This window comes from Halogranum roseipondis (assembly GCF_059695585.1).
Window position 1 is genome coordinate 1,677,784 of sequence record NZ_CM185235.1, and the last position, 24,529, is coordinate 1,702,312.

Sequence of the window (24,529 nt, forward strand, 5' to 3'; positions counted from 1 at the left end):
TCGAGCCCGTGGTTACGGCCCGTCGACGGCGGGAACTGGGACGCCACCCTCCTCGAACACCGTCGAGAAGAGCTTGCGCTGGGCCGTCCTGACGTGACGGTAGAACGCCGTCGGTGAGATGTCGAGCGCCTCGGCGAGCGTCTCGCCGGACGTCGCTCGCGGCGACTCGAAGAAGCCGCTGTAGTGAGCGATCTGCACCACTTCGAGCTGTCGTTCGGTCAGTCGGCCGAGGAACGCCGACGAGAGCTCGTCGCTGGAGGCACGCTCGACCGTCCGTTTCGACCGTAGTTCGACCTCGGCGAACGTCTCTTCGAGGAGCTGTGTGATGTGACGGCTGTCGACGCTGTTCGGGACGTCGACGACGAGACGTGTGCTCGACTCGACGGTCGACTCGTCGACGGTGACGCTTCGGAGGACGGCCCCGTGGTCGGCTAACTCCAACGCGAAGAACGGTTGGGTCAGGCGGAGTCGGAGGACGCCGCCGGACTCGTCGGCGCTGATACGCTGGACGTCGCTGACGGCGACGAGCTCGCCGGCCGCCTGTTCGACGGCATCGACCGAAGCATCCTCGACCGTGACGAAGATGGAGGTTCCGTCTGGCGTCTGCTGGATACCGCCTTCGTAGGTGAGTCGGCAGTCCGCTTGGCGGGCGAGCCGTGCGAGCACGAACGCCGAGTCGTCGACGTCGACCGTCAGACGCGTCATCGAGGGGGTCAACAGCGCGTTCTTCCGCTCGATAGCGCTCGTCGCAGAGGCGATGGTCTCGCCCAGTTCCGCCACCACGGACCGCGACATCTCGTCGAAGGCGTCCTGTCGCGCCGCGTAGACGGTCAATACGCCGTAAGTGAACTCGTCGTACGCGAGCGGGACGCTGAGTACCGAGAGATACTCACGCGCGAGGGCGTCCTTTCGCCACGGCTCTTCGCGAAGCCCGTCGGCGACGTGCCGAACCATCGTCACTTCGCCTGTGGCCGCGGTTCTGCCCGCGGGTTCGACGCCGTCGGCTGCGATCGGGAACGAGACGCTGTCGAGATACCCCTGCTCGGCACCCGCCCACGCTCGCGGGTGGAGCATCTCGTCCGGCGAGTCGGCCGCACCGATCCACGCGAAGGCGAAGCGGTCGTCGTCTGTCAGCCGCGAACAGACCGCGTGTTCGATCTCCTCGCGCGTCTCCGCTTGGACGAGCGCCCCGTCGATCTCGCGGATGATCTCGTTGATCCGGTTGAGCTCGGTGAGTTGGTTGTTGCGCTGCTGGAGCTCGCGGTCCTGTTCGCGCAGTTGGCTCTCTCTCCGGACGCGGTCGAGCGCCGCTTCGGCGGTCGCCGCGAGCAAATCTGCGAGTTCCCGCGTCACCTCGTCGAACTGACCACGTTCTGCGGTGCCGACGACGAAGACGCCGTGGTCGCCGAGCGGGATGTACGCGACGCTCCGGAGGTCGGTCGCGGGGTTCTCCAGCTGGGGCGAGTCGTGGACGTCGTCGAAGAACAGCGATTCGCCTTCCACGAAACTGTAACTCGTGAGACCTTCGGCGTCGGTGGGAACGGTCGAGAGCGGTCCGTTCAGCCGTTCCATCGCCGGAGAGTGCGCGACCGGGACGAGGTCGGTCGCGTCGGCGTCGAACAGATACACGGCACTCGCATCGAGCGTGAGGACGCTCGGGACGTCGTCGACGACGTGTTGGGCGATCTCGTGGCGCGTCTGTGCGTAGAGGAAGTCCCGCGTCGTCTCTTGGAGCGTCGTGAGCGCCTCCTCTCGCTGTTTGCGTTTCGTGATGTCGCGACAGCTGTACAGCAGCGTTCCGTCTTGGATCGACACCTCTCGGACGTTGACGAGCAGCGTGTGCTCGCGTCCCGCCTTGTCCGTCGCGGTGCACTCGATGTTCTTCAGGACGCCCTCGGCGGCGAGCTCCTCGCGATCGAACAGGTCCTCGCCGAGCAGTTCGTCGATCGTCCCCAGTTCGTAGATCTCCTCGGCCGTGTAGCCGAAGATGAAGTTGACGTTCGGACAGACGTAGGTGTACTCGCCGTCCTCGTCAGTCATCAACACCGTGTCGGTCATGTTGTTGAGCGTGACGCGGTGCAGTTCCTCCGAGCGACGGAGTTCGCGTTCGAGACCGACGCGGTCGGTGACGTCGACGCCCTCGACGACGAGCGAGACACAGCGACCGCGGTCGTCGAGGACCGGGCGAACGGACAGTTCGAGCATCTGCGTCTCCGTCTCCGTCTCTGCCGCTTCTGGAGTGGTGACGACGGCGTTTCCGAACGATCCCTCGCGGGCGGCGTCGACGAGGTGACGGACGTCGGCGGCCGTCTGCTCGTCGTCGCCCCACCAGGGAAGCGACCAGAACGAGCGACCGACGAGCGCCTCGCTTCGCTCACCGTGGAGCTCGCTCGCCGTCTCGTTGGCTCGCGTGACCACGCCGTCGGCGTCGAGCACCCACGTCGCCGTCCGACCGTCACCGAAGATCGCGTCGAACTGTCGTGCGCGCGCTCGTTCGGTCGTCGTGGTGTGCACCGAATCGAGCGTCCGCTCGAGTGCCTCACGGATCGCCGTGACGTTCTCCTCGTGGTCGGTCCCGGCCGCGAGCGGGAGATACTCGCTTACGCCCGCGGCGACGGCGTCGCTGGCGAGTCGTTCGCTCCCCGACGTCGCACACAACACTACCGGGAGCGACGACGTCTCGTCACGGACGGCGTCGAGGACGTCGAGCCCGCTCCCGTCTGGCAGGTCGGCAGCCGTGACGAGTGTGTCGACGAGTTGGCTGTCGAGTGCAGTCTCGGCTTCGGCGGCCGTCTCGACGGTCGAGACCCGGTAGTCGGCGTCGACGTCGAGAGCCGTTCGGAGGGGGTCGACCCACTCGGCCGTCCCAACGAGAAGCACGTGCACGCGCTGTGGCGTGCTCGGTCTGGCTACCATCGGATAGCTGAACGTGAACGCGGAGAAACAAAGAGTCACGGAAACCCGTCGGGGTCGACGGTCGCCCGACGCCGACGTCGGATGCGTCGGCCGAAACGGGAGGAGAAACGACCACCGAGACGTCAGAGAGTCGTGACCGACGGTCCACAGTCCGTTCGTCGTCTGTCGTTATCTCGTCGCCTGCGGTCGGCTCACCGTCCATAGTCGGATCGGATCGAGCGGAGACGCTGGCGACGAGCGCATCGCAGTCAGTCCGACCGGAGTGCGGCCGCGACGCCGTCGACGATCGCTTTCCAGTCGTGTTTCCGTTCTTCGACAGGGGTACCGACCCAGACACCGCTCGATCCGTCCGCCGTCAACTGGTTGACGAGGACGTGCTCGCTGTCTGCGCGGTACCGCTCGTCCGCCAGCATCGCGGGCGATGCCTCGTCCGAGAGCTGTCGGTTGATACAGTCGCGGACTGCGATGCGGACGTCCTTCGACGCGCCGCCACCGACCTGAATCCGCTCCGAACAGGTGCCATGGAAGCTGACGGCCCGGTCGTACCGTCGCTCGGCCACTGCGGCGAGTTCGGGGAACGAGGCGGGGTGGACGTCGTAAGAGGAGACGTGCCAGCGAACGAACGCACCGCCGCCGTCACGGAACCCCTGTGAGAGCCACGAGGTTGCGTCGGTGAACGTCTCGCGGAGTCGCTTCGCCTGTGCGGCCGTCCGCGGTTCGACGTCGCCGCCGTTGGGAGCGAGGACGAGCAGGTCGGTTCCGCCCGACGTCCGCTCTTCGACAAGCTCGCTCTGTTCGCGCGCTTCGTCGACGGAGAGGTCGGTCGCCGGGACGGTCGACTCCACCGTCACCGTGAACGACCTGTTCGCGACCGAGGTGGTCTCCTTCGGGCGCGGACAGTCGATACGGCAGTCGGGTTGTCCGACCCACTCGGCGTCCGAGAGCGCGAGCCGCGACTTGGCCGTCCCGTTCATGCGGACGGTCGGTTTCGGTTCGTCTCGCGACTCGGCGACGGTGTAGACGGCGTACTCGTCGTCGGTTCGGCCGATTCGAACCTGCTGGCCGACCTCGACGCTGAGTTCCGCCAGGAGGTCCGTCGACACCGAGACGAGGTCGTAGTCGTCTCGGATCTCGGTCTGCTCGCGCTTCGGCGAGTGAACGCGGACGGAGTCGGCCGTCCGCTGTGTGGTCTCCGCACTGAGCGTCGTCTCCGTCTGCGACGTACTCGCCGCAGCGCCGAGTCGGGCGTCGAGTGCGGTGATTCCGAGACCTGCAAACGCCGGGGAGGCGAGTCCGAGGCTCATGAACGCTCGTCGCTGGAGGCTGCTCGATTCGTCAGTCGAATTCGTGTTGTCGTCAGTCATCAGATTGGATTGCTGTGTGTTCGGCTTCGGTTCGCTGGTCGGCGACGAGCTCGTCCGGGTTGGTGTCGTCCGTCACGAGGAGTTCGTCCAGTTCCGCCGGCGGCGCGACTTCTTCCTCGCGGCGCTCGATGTCGGCTTCCAGCGCTCGCATGTACTCGGCGACCGTGTTGCCCATGACGAGCACGGGCCACCCGTCGCCGAGTGCGGCGTCGAGCGCGTCTGCTGGCTCCTCGTCGTGGATAATCACCGGGAACGGCGCGCGGTCTGCGAACAGCTCCGTCGTCTCACCGGCGACGCGGACCTGTTCGATGGCTCCCTCCCGGTACAGCTCCGTGAGGTAGTTCAGGAACGAGGTCGTCCGGGCGCGTCGGTCGCCTCTGAGATAGAGGAACGGCTGGACAACGTCGCCGCGCTGTCGACAGAGCGCACGGCGGATCATCTCCGTACTGTCGACGTCGTTGACGGAGGCTGCGTTGAACACGCGACCCCTCGCAAGGCGGGTCCAGTCGACGCGCATCTCGTCGAGGTACGTCTGCAGCTGTGCGTCGGTCAGTCGCGGCTCGTCGACGGCGTCGAGGACGTGGTCGACCGCGTGGACCGTCTCGGCTCCGGGTATCGTCTTGTCTTCCGCCGGAACCTCGACGTGCGTCAGCGTCACGTCTCGATCGGCGAACGTCTCCTCGAAGAACGTCTGTATCTCCTCGGTCTGTTCGCCGTTCACGACGTGCGTCCCCTCGGGCACGGCGCGGGCGAAAGACCGGGCGATCTCCATCCGGTTGGCTCCGAGTCGGTCGATGTGATCCCGGCGGACGTTGGTGAGGACGACGACGTCGGGGTCGGTGAATCGCTGGTTGATCAGTCGGGTCGTGTACTCACCGATCGCCTGGTTCTCGACGACGAGCGCGTCGACCGGGTCGTACTTGCCGATCTCGGCTTCGTTCTCGTAGAGCGTCACGCGGCCGTCCCGCTCGATCGGTCGCTCCTCGTCGTTGTGGATCATCTTCGGGTGGTTGCCCGTGATCTTCCCCAGCACGTCGTTGTCGCGACTGGAGAGAGCATCGCAGAGTCGGCGCGTCAGCCCCGACTTTCCGCGCGTCCCCGAGACGACGATGGTCGAGTCGATCTGCGAGAGGTGGTCGCTGTGGTCTGTGCCGCGTCGAGCGAGGTCGGTCAACTGGTGCAGTGTCTGAGAGAGCTTCATCAAATATCAAGGCGGATACCCCGAGGCTTGATTTCGGGGAGGAAGCCGACATCATATGAGATAAACCACGCTCAATAGCAAGCTTGACTCTCTACCCGATATGTGACTTTAAGTATTCCCACCAATACCAATGAAGTATGGTGGTTGTTCGGAACATCCAAATCAAACTCAGCGTTTCCAAAGAGGACTACGAAGTCCTTGACGAGACGTTCGATCAGTTTCGACAAGCGGCGCAACACGTCGCTGACCACGGATGGGACGACAACCCCTACAACATCACAGACACCAAAAATACGCTCCACAAAGAGACGTACTCTGATGTCCGTGGCAAAATCTCCCTACAATCTAGCCTCGTTCAAAGTGCCCGCAACCTTGCGGCAACGGCGCTCGGCAACTGTAAAGACCGAATCGTCGAAGACGACGAAAAAACCAGCAAGCCCGAGTTCCGTGGAAGCGTTGTCGTGTACAACAGTCGAACCATCACCTACAACGACGACTACGTATCTCTCGCCACAACCGACAAGCGAGTGACTGCCGAATACGTCACACCCGTCAACGAGGAAGGCACGCCGTTCGAGGAGTACTGGACGGACGAGTGGGAGAAACGCGAAGCAACGCTCCATAAGCGTGATGGCACGTACTACCTCCACGTCGCCGTGAAGAAAGACGTTGAACCTGATTCTTACGACGACGAATCCGAGAACGGAGTGGTTCTCGGTGTCGATTTGAATGTGGATGGCTACCTCGCTGTCACCAGTACGGGAGCATTCTTTGGCAACGCAGATTATCTCAACCACAAGCGCGACGAATACGAGCGTCGTCGTGGAAGCCTACAACAGACAGGTACTCGCTCAGCCCACCTCACCATTCAGTCGATTGGCGACCGATTCGCCCGATGGAGCGCCGATTATCTCCACCGTATCTCCAAAGCAATTGTTCAAAAGGCTGTGGAGAACGATTGCACGGCAATTGCATTCGAGAACTTGAAACACATCCGGAACCGTATCTCGAATGCTTCAAAGTTCCAACAATGGGCGTTCAAGGAACTGCAACGTCACTCCGAATACAAAGCCGAAGAATACGGCATCGCCGTGGACGATGTGAATCCTGCATACACGTCTCAGAGATGCAGTCACGGCGAGTGTGGATTCACGCACGAGGACAACCGTGACGGTGATAAGTTTGAGTGCCTGAAGTGCGGGAAGCAATTGCATAGCGATTACAACGCTGCTCGAAACGTCGGGTGGCGTCTTGTTCAGCACTGGCTCAAGTCTGGTGCTGAACGAGCCACAAGTCAACTGGCTCTGAAGTCAGGGACGTTGAACGCAAATGGTCGATTTCGACCTACCGAGTTACTCGGTTAGAGCGGGAGTCCACTGACAAGCCTCGGGGCTTGACCCCCGAGGCAGTTGACGAGTGTCCGTAGACGGTGTTCGAGAGTCGATCGTTGTGGCGACGCTTCCGTTCGAGATTGACGACGACGAGTGCGGGCACACAGAGGAGCGCACCCGCGAGGACAACGAGTCACTCACGCTTCGCCCCGGGACGTATAGTTCTTCAGTTTACATAATGTTAATACGCAATAGTCTCTCTTCGGAGGTGTACCATGCCATCAGCTACCGAACTCCAGACCATGTACGAGAATATGGTCACGGCGAGACACTACGAGGAACGGCTCCAGGAGGAGTATCTCGAGGGGAAACAGCCGGCGTTCGACATCTCCGCCGGGCCGATCCCCGGCGAGTTGCATCTCGCGGCTGGTCACGAGGCGTCGGGTGCGGGCGTCTGTATCCATCTCCGCGACGACGACACCGTCACTGCGCCGCACCGACCGCATCACGTTGCCATCGCGAAGGGCGTCGATCTGAAGCGAATGACGGCAGAGATCTTCGGTCGGGAGACCGGGCTCTGCCGCGGCAAGGGCGGACACATGCATCTGTTCGACCCCGACGTCAACTTCGCGTGTTCGGGCATCATCGCACAGGGCGTCCCGCCCGCCGTCGGCGCGGCGATGGCCGCCAAGAAGCGGAACAGCGATGCCGTCGCCGTCGCGTTTCTCGGCGAGGGAGCGATCGATCAGGGTGGGTTCCTCGAGTCGCTGAACCTCGCGAGCGTCCACGACCTGCCGGTCGTCTTCGTCGTCGAGGACAACGACTGGGCGATCAGCATGCCGAAAGACCGCGTGACCGACGTGGAGAACGGCGCACAGCGCGCCGACGGGTTCGACCTGCCGGGCGTCCGCGTCGACAGCGACGACGCACTCGCCGTTTACGATGCCGCCAGAGAAGCCGTCGGTCGCGCCCGCGACGGCAACGGACCGACGCTCTTGGAGGTACAGGTTCACCGCCGGATGGGCCACTTCATGGGCGACGCCGAGGGGTACCGCCCCGACGAAGACGTCGACCGCGCCACACACCGCGACTCGATCACGCGGCTCGAAGCGGACCTCGCGAGATACGGCGTCGACGACGAGACCGTCGCGGAGTTACGGCGTCGCGCCGAAGAGCGCGTCGAGGAAGCCATCGAGTGGGCCAAAGACCAGCCCGAGCCGGAGCCGGAGACTGCGTACGAGGACGTGTTCACCAACCCACCGGCGCAGGGAGACGTCGAGGCCAACGGAGGTGAGCAGTGATGACCGCCGAGACCGAGACGGACCGCGAACTGACGATGAGCAGGGCGATGGTCGAGGCCGTCGCTCACGAGATGCGCGAGGACGAGGAGGTGTTTCTCATGGGCGAGGACGTCGCCGACTACGGCGGCATCTTCAGCAGTACGACGGGGCTGCTCGACGAGTTCGGTCGCGACCGAGTGATGGACGTCCCCATCAGCGAGACGGGGTTTCTCGGAGCCGCCGTCGGCGCGGCACAGGCCGGGATGCGCCCGATTGCCGAACTGATGTTCGTCGACTTCTTCGGCGTCGCCATGGACCAACTCTACAACAACATGGCCAAGAACACCTACATGAGCGGCGGCGCCGTCTCGGTGCCGATGGTGTTGACGACGGCCGTCGGCGGCACCTACAACGACGCCGCCCAACACTCCCAGACGCTCTACGGGACCTTCGCGCACCTTCCGGGGATGAAAGTCGTCGTCCCGAGTACGGCCTACGACGCGAAAGGACTCATGCACGCGGCCATCCGCGACGACGACCCGGTCGTCTACATGTTCCACAAGCGCCTAATGGGGCTCGGTTGGATGCCCTCGCCGGAGGGGCCGAAGACACCGGTCCCGGAGGACGACTACACCATCCCGTTCGGTGAAGCGGACGTGAAACGAGCGGGCGCGGACGTCACCGTCGTCACGCTCGGGCTGCACGTCCACCGGGCGCTCGAAGCAGCCTCGGAACTCGAATCGGACGGCGTCGACGCGGAGGTGATCGACCTGCGGACGCTCGTCCCACTGGACACCGAGACGGTACTCGACTCCGTCCGGAAGACCGGTCGGTTGGTCGTCGTCGACGAGGACTACCGCTCGTTCGGCGTCACCGGTGAGATCGTTGCCCGGGCGGCCGAAGGCGCGCTCGACGATCTGCAGGCCGTCGAACGCGTCGCCATCCCGGACGTCCCGATCCCGTACGCGCGCCCGCTCGAAGACGAAGTCAACCCCGGCGTCGAGGACATCGTCGACGCCGTCCAGTCGGTGCAATGAGCGAGGAGGCGACCGTCTCCGCGTCGTCGGTCTGGCCCGAGGACGCCGAAGACGTCGAGGAGGGCTACCTCGCCAACTGGTTCGTCCGCCCCGGCGCGACCGTCGAGGCGGGTGAGACGCTCTGTGAGGTGCAGGTCGAGAAGGTGAGCGTCGACGTCCCCGCCCCTGTCGACGGCACGCTCACCGAACGACTCGTCGAGGAGGGCGACGAGTTCACGCGCGAGGACCCGCTCGCTCGCATCGACTCCGACGACTAGACGTTCTTGACACTCGCAACCATTATTTGTCAACGAGACGTAGAAAGAGTATGGTAGAACACGTTCTCGTCCCGTTCGACGGCTCGCCGCTCTCGGAGAAGGCGCTCGCGTACGCCTGCGAGGAGTTCGGGTCGAGCACTATCACCGTCTTCTACGTCGTCGACAGTCACAAAGACAAGACGGCGGCCATCGGCTGGGGCGACCACCCCGGCGAGTGGGAGGAGTGGCTCGAAGACCGGCGAGAACACACCGAGGACCTGTTCGCGACGGCCCACTCCATCGCCGACGACCACGGTGCGGCGATCCAGACGGGTGCCGCGGTCGGTCGGACACAGGAGATGATCCTCAAGGCCGTCGACGAGTACGGTGCCGACCAGATCGTCGTCGGCACACACGGTCGACCACATCTCGAGGAGTTCGTCTTCGGGAGCGTCGCGGAGGCGCTGGTGCGGAAATCGCCGGTTCCGGTGACGACGGTCCGATAGTCCCACGGTTTCAGTCGTAGGAGAGGTACAGAAGTTCAGAGAGAAAAGTCTGCCAGCTGGACAGAGAGGATGTCAAGCGTACTGTTCGTTGAACTCGCGTTCTCGGCGCATCAGTTCCTCGACGCCATGCTCGAGTATCCCCCGCCCCATCGCAGTCGGACGGTAGTAGGTGTAGAACCCGTGGCTATCGGCTGTCCGCCGTTTACGCCTCTCGACTAATCCGACGTCCACCAACTCGTCGAGATGATAGTGGAAGTTGTGTGACTCGACGTCGACTGCGTGTTTGAGTTCGGACGCACTCAGTTCGTCGTTGGCGACGAGCGTCCGAAGCAGTTGGAATCGCGTCGGATGCCCGATCGCACGCTGCATCGCGAGATACTCTTCGAGCGTCAATCCACTCTCCTCTGGAAGCGGTGGCTCTGGTCGACGGATGTCGTCTGTTGCGCGACTATCAGTTTCGCCCATACTCTACTCCCTCTGTCGCTAGATTGCTCACACAGCTACTTATCTATTCTCTAGTAGAATTTCTTTGAGAACGCCTGTCTTTATACACTGCGCGCGAAAACAAACGATTGGATGCGCCAACGGATCATCAACGATCTACCCCGTAGCATCGGTGACTCCGAGGCTCTTGCTCCAGTACGTCGTGAACAGTTTCTCGTCTACCTGATGGGTCCGTATCGCACGTTCGACGTTAGTGCACTCGTCTCAGATGACAGTAGGGGGGAGACCGAATTGCCGTCGTTCGCGACGTGGGATTCCACCACTGGCGAATATTCGGAGGACGAGGTACTTCGACTGCTTCAAGAGACGCGTGATTGTCTCCGAGACCGTGGATTCAACGCATTTCTCGCGATCGATGTTGGTATCTCTCTTGATGAGATGGACGCCGCGACACAGAGTATCGAGTTTGCTCGTGCGAGCAATGCGGTCGTCTTCGTCGCACCACAGGTCGGCGACAATCTCGGTGTTGGCATCGAGATCGGTAGCGTGTTAGAAGATTTGTTGACGGATACTGAGATGCAGGGTGCTGCCGGCGAGGCAACTCCCCCAACGCAAACACGGCGATTCATGGTTGTGACCGAACCGAACGTTCGGAGTGCGATGCTCGGGTCAGTTCACACTCGGTGGGACGCCAGTGTTCGGACGTTCACCACTGCCGACGACCTCTGTCGGGTCTGTGCACAATTCTGTACTCACATCCAAAACGAAGAACTGTACGGGACTCTCGATCGACGGGAGTAGGTTGCGTGTCGTTCGCTCATCGACTGGTCAACCGAGAGTGGGCGTCCGCAAACCGGTCACGGTGGACGCCCGCCCCAGACGATGCACGTTCATCGAGGACCCCGAGTAACGACTCGAACTCCTCCGAAGAGAGCTCTGCTGCAGTCACGCACTCGACGTAGCCATCGAGCGCATCCTGAAAGCTTCGAGCGTAGTGGTCGTAGGCACCGTCGACGAGATCGACGTTGTCGTCGATCCCCTCGAACAATGCACGGTAGACGGTCGCTGCCATCTGGTAGTGGCCGTTCTCATGATACTGTTCGGCGAGGTCGAAGAATCGCGAGAAGTCGATCGCGCCAGTGACGACCGGGTAGTCCTCGGTGTGCTCGTCGAACAGGTCGTCGACCTCGGTGCGATACTCGTCGACCGACTTGCCCGTCGGGCCGCCAAATCGAGCGACGAATTGATCGCGCAGTTCCGGTCTGGGAGCGACGACGTCGAGAACGAACGCACGCAGATCGTCCTCTGAGACGTCGTCGAGCATCGCGTTGAGACGCTCGGCTTCGTCTTCTGGTGGATCATCGACGAGAGTCAACAGCACGGCGACGACGTGTTTGCAGTCACCGGGACCGTCGTACGGGCAGGTACACCGCGGGTCGAGCGTCGACTCCAGCCCATCGACGGTGACGTCGTACGCACGTGTCCCCCGGACGACGGCAGTGACGACGTCGCCCACGCGGTCGCGTCGCTTGATGCGTCCCTCTCGCCGGTAGTTCTGTCCTCGCTCGAACACCGCCTCGGTACATCGCTCGCGGACGGTCTCCTCGTCGAGATGCATGGAGTGATATTCGAGATCGAGGCTGTTGGAACTTCTGACAGCCGGTCCACATCATCCAAGCGAAGGTCGAAACGGTGAACTGACTCTTTGACCATCCCTCGAACAGTGACCACAGAATCGACGGTCGCCGTCGTCGACGTCGGCAGCACGAGTCTCCGCTACGGCGTGGCGACCGCGGAGGGGCCGCGCGACGTCCGGACCGAAGCCACCCGCCCGAGAGAGATCACGGACCACCTCGTCGACGTCGTGGCGCGACTGCAGTCAGAGGGGAACGACGTCCAACACGTCTCGGTGTCGACGACGGGGTTGGTCGACGCCGGCCGAGGCGTAATCGCCGAGTTCGATACGGCGGCCGGCGAGACGCTCCACGACATTCCCGTCACGTCGACCATCGAGCGCGAACTCGGACTCTCGGCGACCGTCGCGAACGACTGTACGGCGGCGGCGCTCGGTGAGGCGGTCTTCGGCGCTGGACAGCCGCACGAGACGGTCGTCCACGTCACCTTCGGGACGGGGATCGGCGCGGGCGTCGTCGTCGACGGCCGACCGCTCCGGGGCGAGCGAGGGTACGCCGCGGAGGTCGGACTGATTCCGATCGTCGCCGACGGGGAGCTGTCTAGCACCGGGGTCCGCGGCGCGTGGGAGGCCTACTGCTCGGGACGCGGGATCCCACAGTTCGCTCGGCACCTCTTCGCCAGCGACGACCGCGAGTCGACGCTTCGCGAGAAACAGCCGCTCGCCGCACCGGACGTGTTCGCCGCCGCAGACGACGGCGATCCCGTCGCCAAGACGTGTCTCGACCGAGTCACACAGTACAACGCTGCCGGAATCGGCGCAGTTGTCAACGCCTACGACCCCGGAATCGTCACGCTCGGCGGCTCTGTCGCACTGGAGCATCCGGAGTGGATCGTCGACGGGATCGACGAACGGCTGGGCGACTACGCCCTCGCTGCTCCCCCGGACGTTCGACTCACTCCGCTCGGTACCGACATCGAACTGTACGGGGCGGCGGCCGCGTTCTTCGGCGACGGGCGATAACGGAACAGTCGTCCTCGAAGGTTGGGTCCGTCTCGACACGGCGATGCGACCGCACTACTTCCGCGGAGCCGTCTTCGATCACCTGTCTCGAAGGAGTTTCCGGATGGCGCTGATCGCCTCTTCGAACGCTGTGACTGCCATGCTGTCCGTGGTGAAGAGGACACCGTGGTCGCCTTCGATCGTGCGGACGACGAAGCCGTCGTGGTGGAATCGTACGGTAAACTCGTAGGGACCGATCGTCGACTCCTCCTCTTGGAAGATAGCGGTTCGAACCGGAGCCTCCGCGAACCCGACCTGTTCGAGTTCGACGAGCGGTTGCTTGACCGAGCGGGCGTCGTCGGGTGTGTCGTAGAGGTCCTGTCGAACGTACAGGACGTCGAACGACGACGGCGTGAAGTACACTACATTTCGGAGCGTGTCGCTGAGACTGGTCCGTGCGGCGCTGACGATGTTTTCTGCGACTGCGCCGTCGATACCGGTCGTGAACTGTGTCTCGGACATACCGTTCTGTAGGCACTCAGACGAGTTGACATCCTCTTCCGCCTGAAGGCGGAGGAATCCCGACCGCGTTTGGGATATTAAGGTTTGCAGTCTACCACCTCTGCCCGAGGTTGGAATCCTCGGGAGAGGTCATGAAGGTAGACTCCGGGCTGTGCCAACCAGCCGGTACTCCTATCCTCACCCAAACTGGGTGCGGACTCGGAGTTACTTTCGCTATTGTTGATGTCGAGACGGATGTTCTCCGCCCCGTTCACATCAGCGTTGAACGCTGCATCACACGCCTCGCAGACGTACAGGCCGCGTTCGACACGCTGACTGTCGTCTTCTCTACCGCAGACACAACACGTCTTGCTCGTGTCACGCTCGGACACATCCACGACTTCGATACCCTCGACTTTCGCCTTGTATTCGAGGATGTTCGTGAATCGGTCGAACGCCCACCCGTGCAGGTCGAGGTTACCGTGCCGACCCCAATTCTTCGACTCGCCATTCTCATCCTCACGGACGCCAGCGAGTTTCCCGATATTGATGCGACCCACGCCCCGCTCGATGCACTTCTCAACGATGTGTTTGGCGAGACTATGGAAGAAGTGGGTTCGACGTTCCGACCACTTCGCGTGCAGACAAGTCGCCTCTGAGCCACCAGAGTCGTCGCACTTGGCGATTTCCTTCGGGAAGTAGTAGCCGTCTTGCTTCAGGCGGTTTCCGGGGTACAGGTCGGCTTGCTCGGTGCTGTATGCGACCGCCGCGAAGTTACAGATTCCGAGGTCGATGCCCGCCGTCTCGTTACCGGGAGCGGTGGGCGTCTCGATTTCGTCCTTGCAGACGAGGTGCAGTTCCCACCGCTCTTTCGCCTTGTCGTAGACAGCGCGAACTTGTTGTAGGTTCTCGACGGTGACACCGGGCCGAGTCTCGTATTCGACAAGGATGTATTCCCACGCTTTCGGGTGTTCCTTGTGATCTGCTCCTTTTGAGAGTCGGACACGGTTGTTCTTGGTGTCGTGTTTGACGCCGTTCTGCTTCCACGTCACGGTGGAACGCGGGTGTTCCTCGTGGACGCGGCGGCCTTGCGAGTCGTAGTAGTTTTTCTTGCGGTAGCCGGGCGGATTCGCTTGATTGTCGGACTTTCTCTTGCCGTACCACGAGTTGAAGGCTTCAGCAAGTTCCTCCAGAACGCGCTGACTGGACTGCGAGTGCAATCCCTTGTACTTTGGATGGGTCTTCAACTCGTTTTTGAGGTCGCCGTGGTCGGGGATCTCGCCCGTATCCTCCCAGACTTGACGGGAGTGGTAGTTCGCGACGTTCCAGAGCTTGCTGGCACTCCACCCGTGATGGTCGAGCGACTCCTCTACCTGTCCGTGGTTGAGGATTTTCGCTCGGTGGGTGCGGTGGACTTCCAACATTCTGAACGCCTGTATAATCGCTTATACTCCTGTCTCTTGTAAAGACTGGGGTTGAGAACGGTGGAATATCCAGTCTTGCTATCGACGGTGGATTGTGGAGAGGTTGTCGGATTCATCCCGCGCCTAAAGGCGGGGTATTCTCCTTGCTTTTTATAACTCGGTGCGTCATCGGTAGTCCACCCCCAAGAGAGGCAAACGACTGTATCGTTCGCAGTCGTCTCTCTAGGGGAACATCATGGCGATCACAACATCTACTCGACGGCAATTCCTGTACCGCACGGCGGCGATGACTCTCGCGACGTCTCTCGCCGGTTGTACCGCCCCCATCGTTCGGCCCCCGCAACAGGCCCCCGGTCCCGGCTCTGGTGCAGGCCCCAGGTCAGGTTCGGGTGCAGGTCCTGGTTCGGGTGCAGGACCGGGTCCCGGATCGAGGTCAGGTCCGGGTTCTGGTCCCGGACCGGGCGCAGGTAGCGGTGCTCACTCGCCGATGGGACCGCCCGACGGGATGGGTCCACACGGGCAACGTGGGACGGGATACGGACCTGGACAGCGCGGAACGGGGATGGGGCCGCACTACCGACAGACGCCGGGACAGAGCACCACCTCGCTCGATTCGTGGATGCGCGACGTGGACAACTACACCGGTATCGTGGACTGGACCGGTCGTACTCGGGTGACTGTCGCGGTCGGTGCGGCCGGAAACGGTGGCAACTTCGCCTACGACCCACCCGCGATTCGGATCTCCCCCGGAACGACCGTCGTCTGGGAGTGGACGGGACAGGGCGGCACCCACGACGTCGCCTTCCTCGATGGCAGTCGGTCGAGTCGACTGACGGCGACTGCGGGCGCGTCGTTCGAACGGCGGTTCGGACGTACTGGCACGTATCTGTATTACTGCACGCCGCATCAGACACTCGGGATGAAAGGCGCAGTCGTCGTCGGGTGACGTCGCTCTCGTCGAACGACCGACTCTCCGCTGATTGGTAGCATATCTGACTTGTAGTTAATTCCAACTAGTTCAAAGTTTATTCGATGTAGAATTATCAATATATTTATTACATCTTAGCAGATATTCTATTTTAATGGAATATAACGATAGTGAGCCGACTCAGAGTGAAACCGCTCTGTCAGGTCTCTTCGAGCAAGAGAGGTCGGATGAGCAACGCGGCGGACTACTTCGTCGCGACTTTCTGAAAACTTCGAGCGTTGGATTACTCGGGGCGCTCCTCTCTCACAGCGGAACCGCAGCCGGAACGACGCCTCGGAAGACGCGTGCGAGCTTTTTCACCGAGACGAAGCGACGAGCCGCTCGCGACAACGTCGACACCTACAGCTGGGCCAAGTCGATGCGAGATCGGGTCGTGAACGTCGCAGAGAGCATTCTCGACCAGTACACGCTGGACGAGTTGTGGCGCTACGTCGGGTCACAACACATTCCTCGTGCGGCGTATCTGGCGGAGGGGACGGCGGGACACTACCCCTGGTCGAGCGAGTGGGATGTGAAGTTCCCCGCGTCCGACGTCTCGTACGCGGCGAAACCGGGTCAGCAGTGGAAGATAACTAACGGCGACTACACGCTTCCGACCAACGACTTCGAAGCATATCGGCAGAGTGGTCTCGACGAGCGGGGCACGTTCGACCCGACGCGTGCCGACGATTCACTGCTCGTCAACGAGGAACATCCCGAGATGGGGTCGACGTGGGGCGTCGACGACGGGTTAGGGTGGGTCGACGAGTCGGGAGATCTCGGTGCCGCAGGGACCCGGTGGACACCAGTTGCGTGGGCGCATCACTGGAACGTCGTCTACGGCGTTCGTTCTCTGCTCGAACCACTCTACGAGGCGTACATCTACACGGAAGACGAGCGGTATGCACGCGCAGCAACCGTCCTCCTCGACCGACTCGCAGACGTGTACCCCGAGATGGACCTCCAAGACACGGTCTACTTTTCGGATGGCGGCTACACGGAGCGAAACGGACTCCCGAATCCGTCTCACGGTGGGACCGGCCAAGGCAAACAGGTCGGGTCGATCTGGGAGTCCTACTGGGTCAAATCGGTGATGAAGGGGTACGATGCGGTCTTCCCGGCGCTCGACGTCGACTCGACGCTCACGTCGTTTCTCGACGAGAAGACGACGACGTATCCTGAGTTGCCCGCGAAGGACACGACAGACGCCATCCGGACAAACATCGAAGAGGGCTTCGTCAAACAGATGCTCCCGGGAGTCCAGCAAGCTACGATCCGCGGCAACTTCGGGAGCCACCAACAGACGTTGGCACTGTCGGCAGTGATCCAAGACGACCAAGACGGCTACACTGCCGACACGCTCGACTTCCTCTTCAAGGCAGGAGAACTGAAAAAAGAATCCGACGGAACCGCATACGGAAACTGGTACATCACGGGTGGTGGCGTCCTCTCGCGCTTGCTCACCGACTTCGACCGTGACGGGTTCGCGAACGAGGAGAGCGTCCAGTACAACGGTATCGTCAGCGGCGGGCTGCAAGGCACTGCCGACGTGTTGAACGGATACGACGGCTACTCCAATGCGGACCTGTATCAAACGCCCCAGTTCAAGCAGACGTTCCTGACCCAGTCACAGCTGACATATCTCAACCAGTACGTTCCTCGACTCGGCGACACCGCCGGAGCAGGGAAGCCTGGCTTCGGGAACACGATCGCCCCGGACAACCTCGTCCGAGCGTATCAGACGTACGAGAACACCGACCTCGTCAAGTGGATCTATCTTCGGAACGGACGGTCGACGGGAGGACTCCGCGGAAGTATCTACGACTCGGATCCGGAGGCCGTCAGCGACGCCATCGCCACGGTACTCGACTCGTCCGGCCCGCTCGATCTCGATAGCACGCAGCTCGCTGGGTTCGGCTTCACCGCACTGCGAGCGGGGTCAGCCGAACAGAACACCGAACGGGGCGTCTGGACGTACTACGGGCGGAACGCCTACGGTCCGGATTCGGGATACGGTACCAGTCACTGTCACCGGGACACCCTCAACATTGGTCTGTTCGGACACGGGTTGAGTCTCTCTCCCGACCTCGGGTATCCCGAAGAGACGGGTGACTGGCCCAAGCGGTGGAACTGGACCTCGAACACGATCAGTCACAACACGGTCGTCGTCGACGAGCAGACGCAAGATCGGCAGTACGTCGCCTCACCAGAACGGTTCGACCACACCGACCGAGTCCAACTGTTCGACGTCGAGGCGCCCGACGCGTATCGTGGGACGAACCAGTATCGACGGACGACCGCACAGGTCACCGTCGACACGGAGAACTCCTACGCAGTGGACTTCTTCAACGTCGACGGCGGTGACGACCACCACTTCAGCTTCCACGGTCCGGCAGTCCCCGTCGATCAGTTCGAACACGAACTTCGGGAGGGCGTCTCGGAGTTCGTGATCCGAGCGGGGACCGGCGGCGTGGGCGTGTCCCAAGAGCAGAGTTACCAGAGCGAGTGGTCGACGACGGTCTTCGACCCGTCGGGAGGGTCACACGAGTGGCGCGGGCTGTCCACGACTGCCAACAGTTCCGACGTGGACGTCAGCGTGTACGTCAACTCGTCACCTACTGGAACGGACACTCACTGGCATCACGTCCAGGCAGTGTATCTCGGTCGAGACGCAGACGGGCGGCACGTCTGTGCAGGGATCGGTGATCACAGCACCGGGAAGGACCCCCGGATCGGGCTGTACTATCCGGAGGACAACGAGTGGGAGACGTACGATTCGATGGACGATTGGGAGAAGGGGGCCTGGTACGCACTCGACGTCTCGACGCAAGGGACGGCGGTCGAGATCTCGCTCCGATCGACAGCGAGCGGATCGGTCCACGCGAGCGGATCGTATCTCCTATCGAGCGAAACCGACGAACAAGTCGGCATCTTCGGTGCTCTCGGAGAGGGACAGACTGGCGACCTGTACTTCGACGAGTTCACGCTTGATGGCACCCAGACCGAGTTCCTCCAGTCTGATTTCACCGAGAGACAGAAGGTCACCACGACGAATCTCGCGCTCTCGACGCAAGATGGCGGAACGTACGCCGGGACGGACGTACCGAAGCCCGAATACGGTGAGGACACGGAGTACAACGACGCTGTCGGGAACGGCTTCAACTATCTGTACGACGTCGAGCGCGACTCGGACCCTGCTTCGCAGTTCAGCGTCGAGTGGGACGTCCGCGACCACTGGGACGTGCGACCGGACAACGCCGAAGACGTGAAGCTACGGTTGACGATGCTCACCCAGTGCGACGACGTCGCCATCGCCAGCGGCGACCCACCCCAACGGTGGAACAATCCAGCGACGTTCAAATACCTCCTCGCACATCGACGCGCTCTCGGCGGGAGCTCGTCGTTCCAGTCGGTGATCGAATCGTACGACGGAGAACGGTTCATCGAGCAGGTTACCGAAGTGCCAGTCACGAGTAGCGACCCGACCGCCCGTGCTGTCCGCGTCACCCTGAAGAATGGGCGAACAGACTACATCGCCAGTGCGACAGTCCGGCCGAGCGGAGAGCCGACCGAACACACCGTCGACGACGTGTTCACGTTCGACGGCGCGTTCGCGGTCTACTCGGTGGACGCCAGTGGAAACCACGAGCACGCGTACTTGCTCGACGGAACGACGCTGGACGTCGGTAGTGAGACGCTGATCGAGCAGCGACCGCGTGTCGAAGGAGTCGTCGAAGACTTCACACGAGAACTCACGCTCGACAACACACTCCAGATTCAGGTGACGAACGGAGATCTCGACGCCCAACTCGTCGAGAAGCTCGTCGGGTCGTGGGTGTACGCTGATGCCGTCGACGAGCGAAACGGTGCGTACGAGGTCGTCGGCGTCGAGAATACGACGAGTACGACTGCGACGCTCAAGCTGGGAGAGCAGACCACGGTGAAGGAGTTCACAGACCCCAACGACCCCGATGCGGGCTACGAGTACCTGCTCGAGGAGAACGGGAACTTCACGATTCCGCTGAGTTCCACGTGGACCGCTTGAAGGAATTTATCGCCGTCACGTGACGAAGCCACGCCGGCATCGTTTTTAGGGACGTTCGGTTTCGAGAACCCACGTCTCCGGAGTCGCGCGTTCGACTCTGAACGGGTCGAAGTCGACTGTTTCGTCGTCTCCGTCGACTAGCTCGGTGAGAAAGCTTCGAACGGGCGTCGGGTCCCGGTCGCTGACGAGCACGAACGACTCGCCGGACGAGAGCGACGTGAACCGCTGTTCGACCCGTTCGTGCCGCTCGGCCGACGGAACGCCCCGGAGGTCGAGTGCTCCCTCCGGGAGATCGACGTTCCAGACGTCGTCCAGCCGATCTCTGACGCGTTCAGCGAGTCGGGTCACGACGGATGGAACGTCGGTCGGCGTCGGTGTTTGCTGGAGCTCCGACGTGAACGGGAGTTCTTCGAGGACCGGTGAGTCGATGTCGGCGAGCGGGCTCTCGTCGGGGAAAAGCGAGTGTTCGTCCCCACAGGACGAACAGGTGTACGTCCCCATGTTGACCACCGTGCCGAGGACCGGCACGTCGTTCTCTTCGAACAGGGCGATACTGCGGTCGGTGTCCGTGACGGCAGCGTGAAACGGCGTCGTCACGAACACGACACCGTCGATCGGAACCTCCTGCAGCGTCGTCAGGACGACGTCCCCCGTCCCTGGGGGGAGATCGACGACGAGTGTACTCCGATCGTTCCACGCAGTGTCCTCGAACAGTTCCGTGAGTGCGTCGTGCGCCATCGCGCCGCGCCAGGCGAGCGGTGCGCCGGACTCCATCAGCCCGACGCTCATCACCTCCAGCCCGTTCGTTTCGACTGGGATGGGGTTCCCGTCGTCGTCGGAGTAGATGGGGCCGCTAACTTCGAGCAGGGACGGGACGTTCGGTCCGTGGATGTCGGCGTCGAACACGCCGACGTCGTCCCGTCCGGCGAGTGCGCACGCGAGGTTGACTGCGACCGTCGACTTCCCGACGCCGCCTTTCGCGGACGCCACGGCGACGACGGTGTCGATGCCCTCGACGCCCACGCTCCGACCGTCGGTCGTAGGAACGGCGTGCTCGACGTGTGCCCGTTCGACACCCGGGGCAGTCGACACCGCCTGCAACATCGTGTTCATCACCGCGTCGCTCTCCTGCGGTCTGAACTCCGAGAGGTCGGCTTCGATCGTGACGCGACCGCCCGAGAGGCGGATGTTCTCGACGAGTCCCGCCTCGAAGACGTCGACGTCGAGGGAGGGGTCTCTGACGTTTCTGAGTGCGGCTTCGATATCGTCTTTCGTCGCTTGCTGTGAGTCGTGTTCTGACATGGTTAGAGCTCTGGCTGTCTGTTGAGCGGGTCTTCACCGGGGAGTTTCTGCGTCGTCTCGTCGAGTGCACCCCGGAACTGCCGACGGAACTTCCCGGCGTCGGTCTGCAGGGCGTGGACCGCAGTCCGGCGAACGATCTCACACTCGGTGTCGTCTGCGGCGATCTCCTCCAGTCGCGATTCGGCCCGGTCGTCGTCGACGCCGGCGAGTAGATGCGTCGCCCACTCCCGAACCCGTTCGCTGGAGTCTTCGGTCTGTTCGAGCAGCGTATCGCACATCGCTTCGCCACGATGTTTGAAGAGGGAGATGGCGGCGTTCCGTCTGACTGCGTGGTGGTCGTCGGTCAGTCCGTCTTCGATTCGTTCGGCGTGTGCGACCCGGTCGAGGCGGTCGAGCGTGACGATAGCCTCGGCGCGGACCCACGGGTCGCCGTCGTCGGCGATCGGGAGTGCACCCACCGCCGCCCGCTCACCGCCGAGTTTACCCAGCGCCTCGACGGCGAACTGACGGACTTCGCTGTCGTCGTCGGTTCGCCCGGCGACGGCGAGCGCGTCGACGACGGGACGGCTCCGCTCCGCCTCGGCGAGTGCGAGCGCAGCGCGTCGTCGTTCGACGACGTCACCCTGCGTGAGCGACTCGAGTTTCGTCGCGACCGACTCGTCGACCAGCGGCGCGACGTCGCTCGCGGACAGCTCTCGCTTCGACGCCTCGCCGATGGTGACGTCGCGACTCACCTCGATCTCGTCGAGTCCCTCCCGGTCGTCGTCGAACCCCGGACTCGCCTCCGGATGGACGCGCGGGTCGGTCGGCCCCTCCGCTGCCTCCTCCGGGTCCATCGGCCGGTCGGGGTCGAACGACGGACAGTCGGGGTCGTCGGAGTCGGTCATCGGTCGTCACCTCCCGCGTGACCATCGCTCACCAGGTGACGCTCGTCCGCGAGGAGTGTGACGCCGATGACGACCGCGAGTGCTCGTGGCATCGTCGCTGGCACTCCGGCGAACAGCAGCAGTCCGAGACCGACTGCACGCCTTCGTTCTCCTGCCCGGACGGCACTGACCAGTGCCGCTGTCACGCCACCGACTCCGAGGGCGACGAGGACGAACGGCGCGCCGACGACGGCGAAGCCGACGAGTGCGACCGCCCCCGTGACGAACGGCGCGACGACACCGCTCGCCAGGACGCCGCCCGCGACGGCGACGCCGAGGAGGAGCTCAGTTCGACGCGGAGACGTCAGCAACGGCGTACAGGCGAGCCCGACCAGCCAAGCGGTCGTCCCGAGAGACCGCAGCGAGACGGAGAGTACGCCGACCGCACTCCCGAGAGCGAGCACGACCGCGACGGCGAACAGTCCCGCGACGACGGACGACCGACTCGTGCGACGGGTCGGCCGTGACGAGACGACGAGCACCCCACCAGCGACGAGGGCGACGCCGGCCGGAATCGACAGCGACGACGTGAGCGTCGTGAGCAACGCGAACACGCCGAGACAGAGGTAGCCGACCCGCGAGGGCAGTCGGTCGCTGGTCACACCGAGACAGAGGGCTGCAAGGGCAGGCCCGACGAGTGCCGCGGTGGTTACGACGTCGTAGGCGTCGGTGACCGCGCTCGGAAGCGAGACGGGCGCGTTCAGTGCGAGTCGGACGAGAGCCACCGCGAGTACCGTCGCGAGTGCACCCGCCACGGCGACGGTCTCGACTTGCTGGGTGTGTGTCCGCGAGCGAGAGACGGCTTCGGTGGTCGCAGATCGGACGCTCGCCGTTCGGTCACGGTCGTGGTCACGATGCTGGCTCACCCTGTCTCACCACCGTCGAACCGCTCGGCGAGGTCGTCGACGTCGGTCCGACTGAACCGGTCCAGAAACGACGCGAACTCGCCGTAGATGCCGGTCCCGGGTTCGGACTCGAGCCGCTTTTCGACACCCGGTGCGAGGACGCGGAGATGTCTGTCGAGGAAGTCGAGTCGGGCACGGTGGCAGTCGGTGTGGCCGACTGCTGCCTGCCGACAGAGATAGCCGACGAACTCGAGTTCGAGTCGGAGATGGTCGTGGTTGTCGCGGTCGGTCTGGTCGACGTTCACACCGAAGTACTCGTAGGCACGCGCGAGGTCGAGGTTCACGTCGTTCCACGAGACGTCCGGTCGGTAGTCCGACTCGTACAGCGGAACCGCCGGTCCCTGTGAGGACATCGTCCCGTCCATCGGGTCGACCACCTCGGAGAAGCCGACGACGAACAGGTCGTTGTACCGCGCACAGAGCGTGTCGTAGTCGTCCGTCGTCGCCAGCGTCGGTGCCGCGACGTCGAGACCGCTGTCGTCGAGGAGCGACCGCAGCGTCGCATCGAGCGTCCCGTCGGTCAGCGGGTCGTAGAGCTCCTCGTCGGGGTCACGGAACGCCCGTGCGAGGAGTGCGTAGACGCCGCCTCTGGCGGCAGCGGCTCTGTCGACGTCGTCCGGTCCTGTCGAGCTGTCGGGGGGAGTGTGTCGAGACATGATCTCAGGTCCGGCGAACCGCCGAGATGGTGACTGCGGTGACGGCGACGATCGCGACCCCCGCGATGGTCCACAGCAGGGTCTCGTACGGTGGTCCCTGCGGCCCCGGTCCCAGCGCGAGGAAGTACCACTCGCTCACGGCTTTCCGACCGGACCGTTCCTCGTTCGAGCCGTCCCAGACGGCGAACGCGAGGTCGGTGTCGCGGTCTGCGGGGAACGTCGTCCGGTTCGCTCCGTCCGGCTCCAGCGAGCGGCTGAACACGACGGTCCACCGGTCGTTCTTGTAGGTCGCCGTCGTCTCCGTCGTCACCGTCTGGAACCGCGTCGTCGACCCCGCTCCGCCGGCGAGTAGCTCCTCGCCGCCTCTGTCTGCACTCCAGTACCAGACGTTGACCGGGTTCTGCGGACTGCCCATCGCGATCCCCGGTTGCGTGTCGTTTTCGACCGGGAACTGGACCGCGAGCGCGTCGGGGAACTCCCGTGGGTCCGAGCTGTTCGCGTCCCGACTCTCGTCGGGCCACGAGAGTCGGAGATACAGTCGCTGGTCGGTCCGAACGGATCGAACGTCGATCTGCGTGACGGACGTGTTGTCGGCGTTCGGAACCGTGCTCGGCGCGCTCGTGACGGGGACGTCGACGGTCGTCGCTCTCGCCCACACGGCACTGCCGGGGTCGGCGAGCGTGTCGTCCTCACCGGGAGCGTACTCGACTGGGACGTCGTACGCCGCTTGACCGGAGACGAACGCCGGGACGACCGCGGCGACGACGACGAGACTGACGACGAGGACGCTCGGCCCGACACCGCCGTCATCCATCGTCGAACACCCCGAGTCGACCCTCGTCACTCATCGTCG

Annotated in this window: 21 protein-coding genes; 9 read left to right on the top strand and 12 right to left on the bottom strand. The window is 63.2% G+C overall.

What is annotated here, in order from left to right; translation table 11 throughout:
- Window positions 1–12: 12 nt before the first annotated feature.
- The 3 genes from EOHIBHHM_RS09020 to EOHIBHHM_RS09030 all read right to left on the bottom strand — a co-directional run bounded on the left by EOHIBHHM_RS09020 (window position 13) and on the right by EOHIBHHM_RS09030 (window position 5,481).
- Window positions 13–2,916 (bottom strand): bacterio-opsin activator domain-containing protein, encoded by a 2,904-nt coding sequence (locus EOHIBHHM_RS09020; protein ID WP_497256660.1) that lies wholly within the window; start codon window positions 2,914–2,916, stop codon window positions 13–15.
- Window positions 2,917–3,164: 248 nt separating this feature from the next.
- The gene (locus tag EOHIBHHM_RS09025) at window positions 3,165–4,280 is read right to left on the bottom strand and encodes a poly-gamma-glutamate hydrolase family protein (protein WP_497256662.1); all 1,116 of its coding nucleotides are present in this window, start codon (window positions 4,278–4,280) and stop codon (window positions 3,165–3,167) included.
- Window positions 4,273–5,481, bottom strand: a complete 1,209-nt coding sequence (locus EOHIBHHM_RS09030; RefSeq protein ID WP_497256664.1) for a Mur ligase — start codon at window positions 5,479–5,481, stop codon at window positions 4,273–4,275. Before EOHIBHHM_RS09030 ends, EOHIBHHM_RS09025 begins: the two co-directional genes overlap by 8 nt.
- 137 nt (window positions 5,482–5,618) lie before the next feature.
- Here EOHIBHHM_RS09030 and EOHIBHHM_RS09035 point away from each other — a divergent pair, with 137 nt between their 5' ends.
- The 5 genes from EOHIBHHM_RS09035 to EOHIBHHM_RS09055 all read left to right on the top strand — a co-directional run bounded on the left by EOHIBHHM_RS09035 (window position 5,619) and on the right by EOHIBHHM_RS09055 (window position 9,871).
- Entirely contained in the window at window positions 5,619–6,845 is a 1,227-nt protein-coding gene (locus EOHIBHHM_RS09035) for an RNA-guided endonuclease InsQ/TnpB family protein (protein WP_497256666.1), read from the top strand.
- Window positions 6,846–7,114: 269 nt separating this feature from the next.
- Window positions 7,115–8,113, top strand: a complete 999-nt coding sequence (locus tag EOHIBHHM_RS09040; protein WP_497256963.1) for a thiamine pyrophosphate-dependent dehydrogenase E1 component subunit alpha — start codon at window positions 7,115–7,117, stop codon at window positions 8,111–8,113.
- The gene (locus EOHIBHHM_RS09045) at window positions 8,113–9,129 is read left to right on the top strand and encodes an alpha-ketoacid dehydrogenase subunit beta (protein WP_497256668.1); all 1,017 of its coding nucleotides are present in this window, start codon (window positions 8,113–8,115) and stop codon (window positions 9,127–9,129) included. Before EOHIBHHM_RS09040 ends, EOHIBHHM_RS09045 begins: the two co-directional genes overlap by 1 nt.
- Entirely contained in the window at window positions 9,126–9,386 is a 261-nt protein-coding gene (locus EOHIBHHM_RS09050; protein WP_497256670.1) for a lipoyl domain-containing protein, read from the top strand. The genes EOHIBHHM_RS09045 and EOHIBHHM_RS09050 overlap by 4 nt, the downstream gene beginning before the upstream one ends.
- A gap of 50 nt (window positions 9,387–9,436) precedes the next feature.
- Window positions 9,437–9,871 carry a universal stress protein gene (locus EOHIBHHM_RS09055; protein ID WP_497256672.1) on the top strand — a complete coding sequence of 145 codons (435 nt, stop codon included), beginning with the start codon at window positions 9,437–9,439 and terminating at the stop codon, window positions 9,869–9,871.
- A gap of 72 nt (window positions 9,872–9,943) precedes the next feature.
- Here the strand turns inward: EOHIBHHM_RS09055 and EOHIBHHM_RS09060 are convergent, their stop codons facing one another.
- On the bottom strand, window positions 9,944–10,336 hold the full coding sequence (locus EOHIBHHM_RS09060; protein ID WP_497256674.1) for a winged helix-turn-helix domain-containing protein: 393 nt from the start codon (window positions 10,334–10,336) through the stop codon (window positions 9,944–9,946).
- 111 nt (window positions 10,337–10,447) lie between these two features.
- On the opposite strand from EOHIBHHM_RS09060, the gene EOHIBHHM_RS09065 reads away from it, so the two are divergent.
- Window positions 10,448–11,116 (top strand): DUF7509 family protein, encoded by a 669-nt coding sequence (locus EOHIBHHM_RS09065; RefSeq protein WP_497256676.1) that lies wholly within the window; start codon window positions 10,448–10,450, stop codon window positions 11,114–11,116.
- Window positions 11,117–11,132: 16 nt separating this feature from the next.
- Here EOHIBHHM_RS09065 and EOHIBHHM_RS09070 read toward each other — a convergent pair whose 3' ends face one another.
- Window positions 11,133–11,933, bottom strand: coding sequence for an SWIM zinc finger family protein (locus EOHIBHHM_RS09070; protein WP_497256678.1), 801 nt, complete (start codon window positions 11,931–11,933; stop codon window positions 11,133–11,135).
- Between the two features lie 105 nt (window positions 11,934–12,038).
- Between EOHIBHHM_RS09070 and EOHIBHHM_RS09075 the strand changes: the two genes are divergently transcribed.
- Window positions 12,039–12,971 carry an ROK family protein gene (locus tag EOHIBHHM_RS09075; RefSeq protein ID WP_497256680.1) on the top strand — a complete coding sequence of 311 codons (933 nt, stop codon included), beginning with the start codon at window positions 12,039–12,041 and terminating at the stop codon, window positions 12,969–12,971.
- Between the two features lie 78 nt (window positions 12,972–13,049).
- On the opposite strand, the gene EOHIBHHM_RS09080 is transcribed toward EOHIBHHM_RS09075, so the two are convergent.
- Both EOHIBHHM_RS09080 and EOHIBHHM_RS09085 read right to left on the bottom strand, forming a co-directional pair.
- Window positions 13,050–13,472, bottom strand: coding sequence for a DUF7522 family protein (locus tag EOHIBHHM_RS09080; protein ID WP_497256682.1), 423 nt, complete (start codon window positions 13,470–13,472; stop codon window positions 13,050–13,052).
- A gap of 77 nt (window positions 13,473–13,549) precedes the next feature.
- The gene (locus EOHIBHHM_RS09085; protein ID WP_497256684.1) at window positions 13,550–14,875 is read right to left on the bottom strand and encodes an RNA-guided endonuclease InsQ/TnpB family protein; all 1,326 of its coding nucleotides are present in this window, start codon (window positions 14,873–14,875) and stop codon (window positions 13,550–13,552) included.
- A 487-nt stretch (window positions 14,876–15,362) separates the two neighbouring features.
- Here EOHIBHHM_RS09085 and EOHIBHHM_RS09090 point away from each other — a divergent pair, with 487 nt between their 5' ends.
- Both EOHIBHHM_RS09090 and EOHIBHHM_RS09095 read left to right on the top strand, forming a co-directional pair.
- Window positions 15,363–15,821 (top strand): halocyanin domain-containing protein, encoded by a 459-nt coding sequence (locus tag EOHIBHHM_RS09090; protein ID WP_497256686.1) that lies wholly within the window; start codon window positions 15,363–15,365, stop codon window positions 15,819–15,821.
- Window positions 15,822–16,236: 415 nt separating this feature from the next.
- Window positions 16,237–19,887, top strand: a complete 3,651-nt coding sequence (locus EOHIBHHM_RS09095) for a heparinase II/III domain-containing protein (protein WP_497256688.1) — start codon at window positions 16,237–16,239, stop codon at window positions 19,885–19,887.
- Window positions 19,888–19,932: 45 nt separating this feature from the next.
- Here EOHIBHHM_RS09095 and EOHIBHHM_RS09100 read toward each other — a convergent pair whose 3' ends face one another.
- The 5 genes from EOHIBHHM_RS09100 to EOHIBHHM_RS09120 are packed head-to-tail and all read right to left on the bottom strand — an operon-like array spanning window position 19,933 to window position 24,490.
- Window positions 19,933–21,189, bottom strand: a complete 1,257-nt coding sequence (locus tag EOHIBHHM_RS09100) for a P-loop NTPase (protein WP_497256690.1) — start codon at window positions 21,187–21,189, stop codon at window positions 19,933–19,935.
- 2 nt (window positions 21,190–21,191) lie between these two features.
- Window positions 21,192–22,076, bottom strand: a complete 885-nt coding sequence (locus EOHIBHHM_RS09105) for a HEAT repeat domain-containing protein (protein ID WP_497256692.1) — start codon at window positions 22,074–22,076, stop codon at window positions 21,192–21,194.
- Window positions 22,073–22,981 carry a DUF8068 family protein gene (locus tag EOHIBHHM_RS09110; RefSeq protein WP_497256694.1) on the bottom strand — a complete coding sequence of 303 codons (909 nt, stop codon included), beginning with the start codon at window positions 22,979–22,981 and terminating at the stop codon, window positions 22,073–22,075. The genes EOHIBHHM_RS09105 and EOHIBHHM_RS09110 overlap by 4 nt, the downstream gene beginning before the upstream one ends.
- The gene (locus EOHIBHHM_RS09115; protein WP_497256696.1) at window positions 22,978–23,676 is read right to left on the bottom strand and encodes a molecular chaperone TorD family protein; all 699 of its coding nucleotides are present in this window, start codon (window positions 23,674–23,676) and stop codon (window positions 22,978–22,980) included. Before EOHIBHHM_RS09115 ends, EOHIBHHM_RS09110 begins: the two co-directional genes overlap by 4 nt.
- A 4-nt stretch (window positions 23,677–23,680) precedes the next feature.
- Complete coding sequence (locus EOHIBHHM_RS09120; RefSeq protein ID WP_497256698.1) at window positions 23,681–24,490, bottom strand: ethylbenzene dehydrogenase-related protein; 810 nt, start codon at window positions 24,488–24,490, stop codon at window positions 23,681–23,683.
- Window positions 24,491–24,529 lie beyond the last annotated feature (39 nt).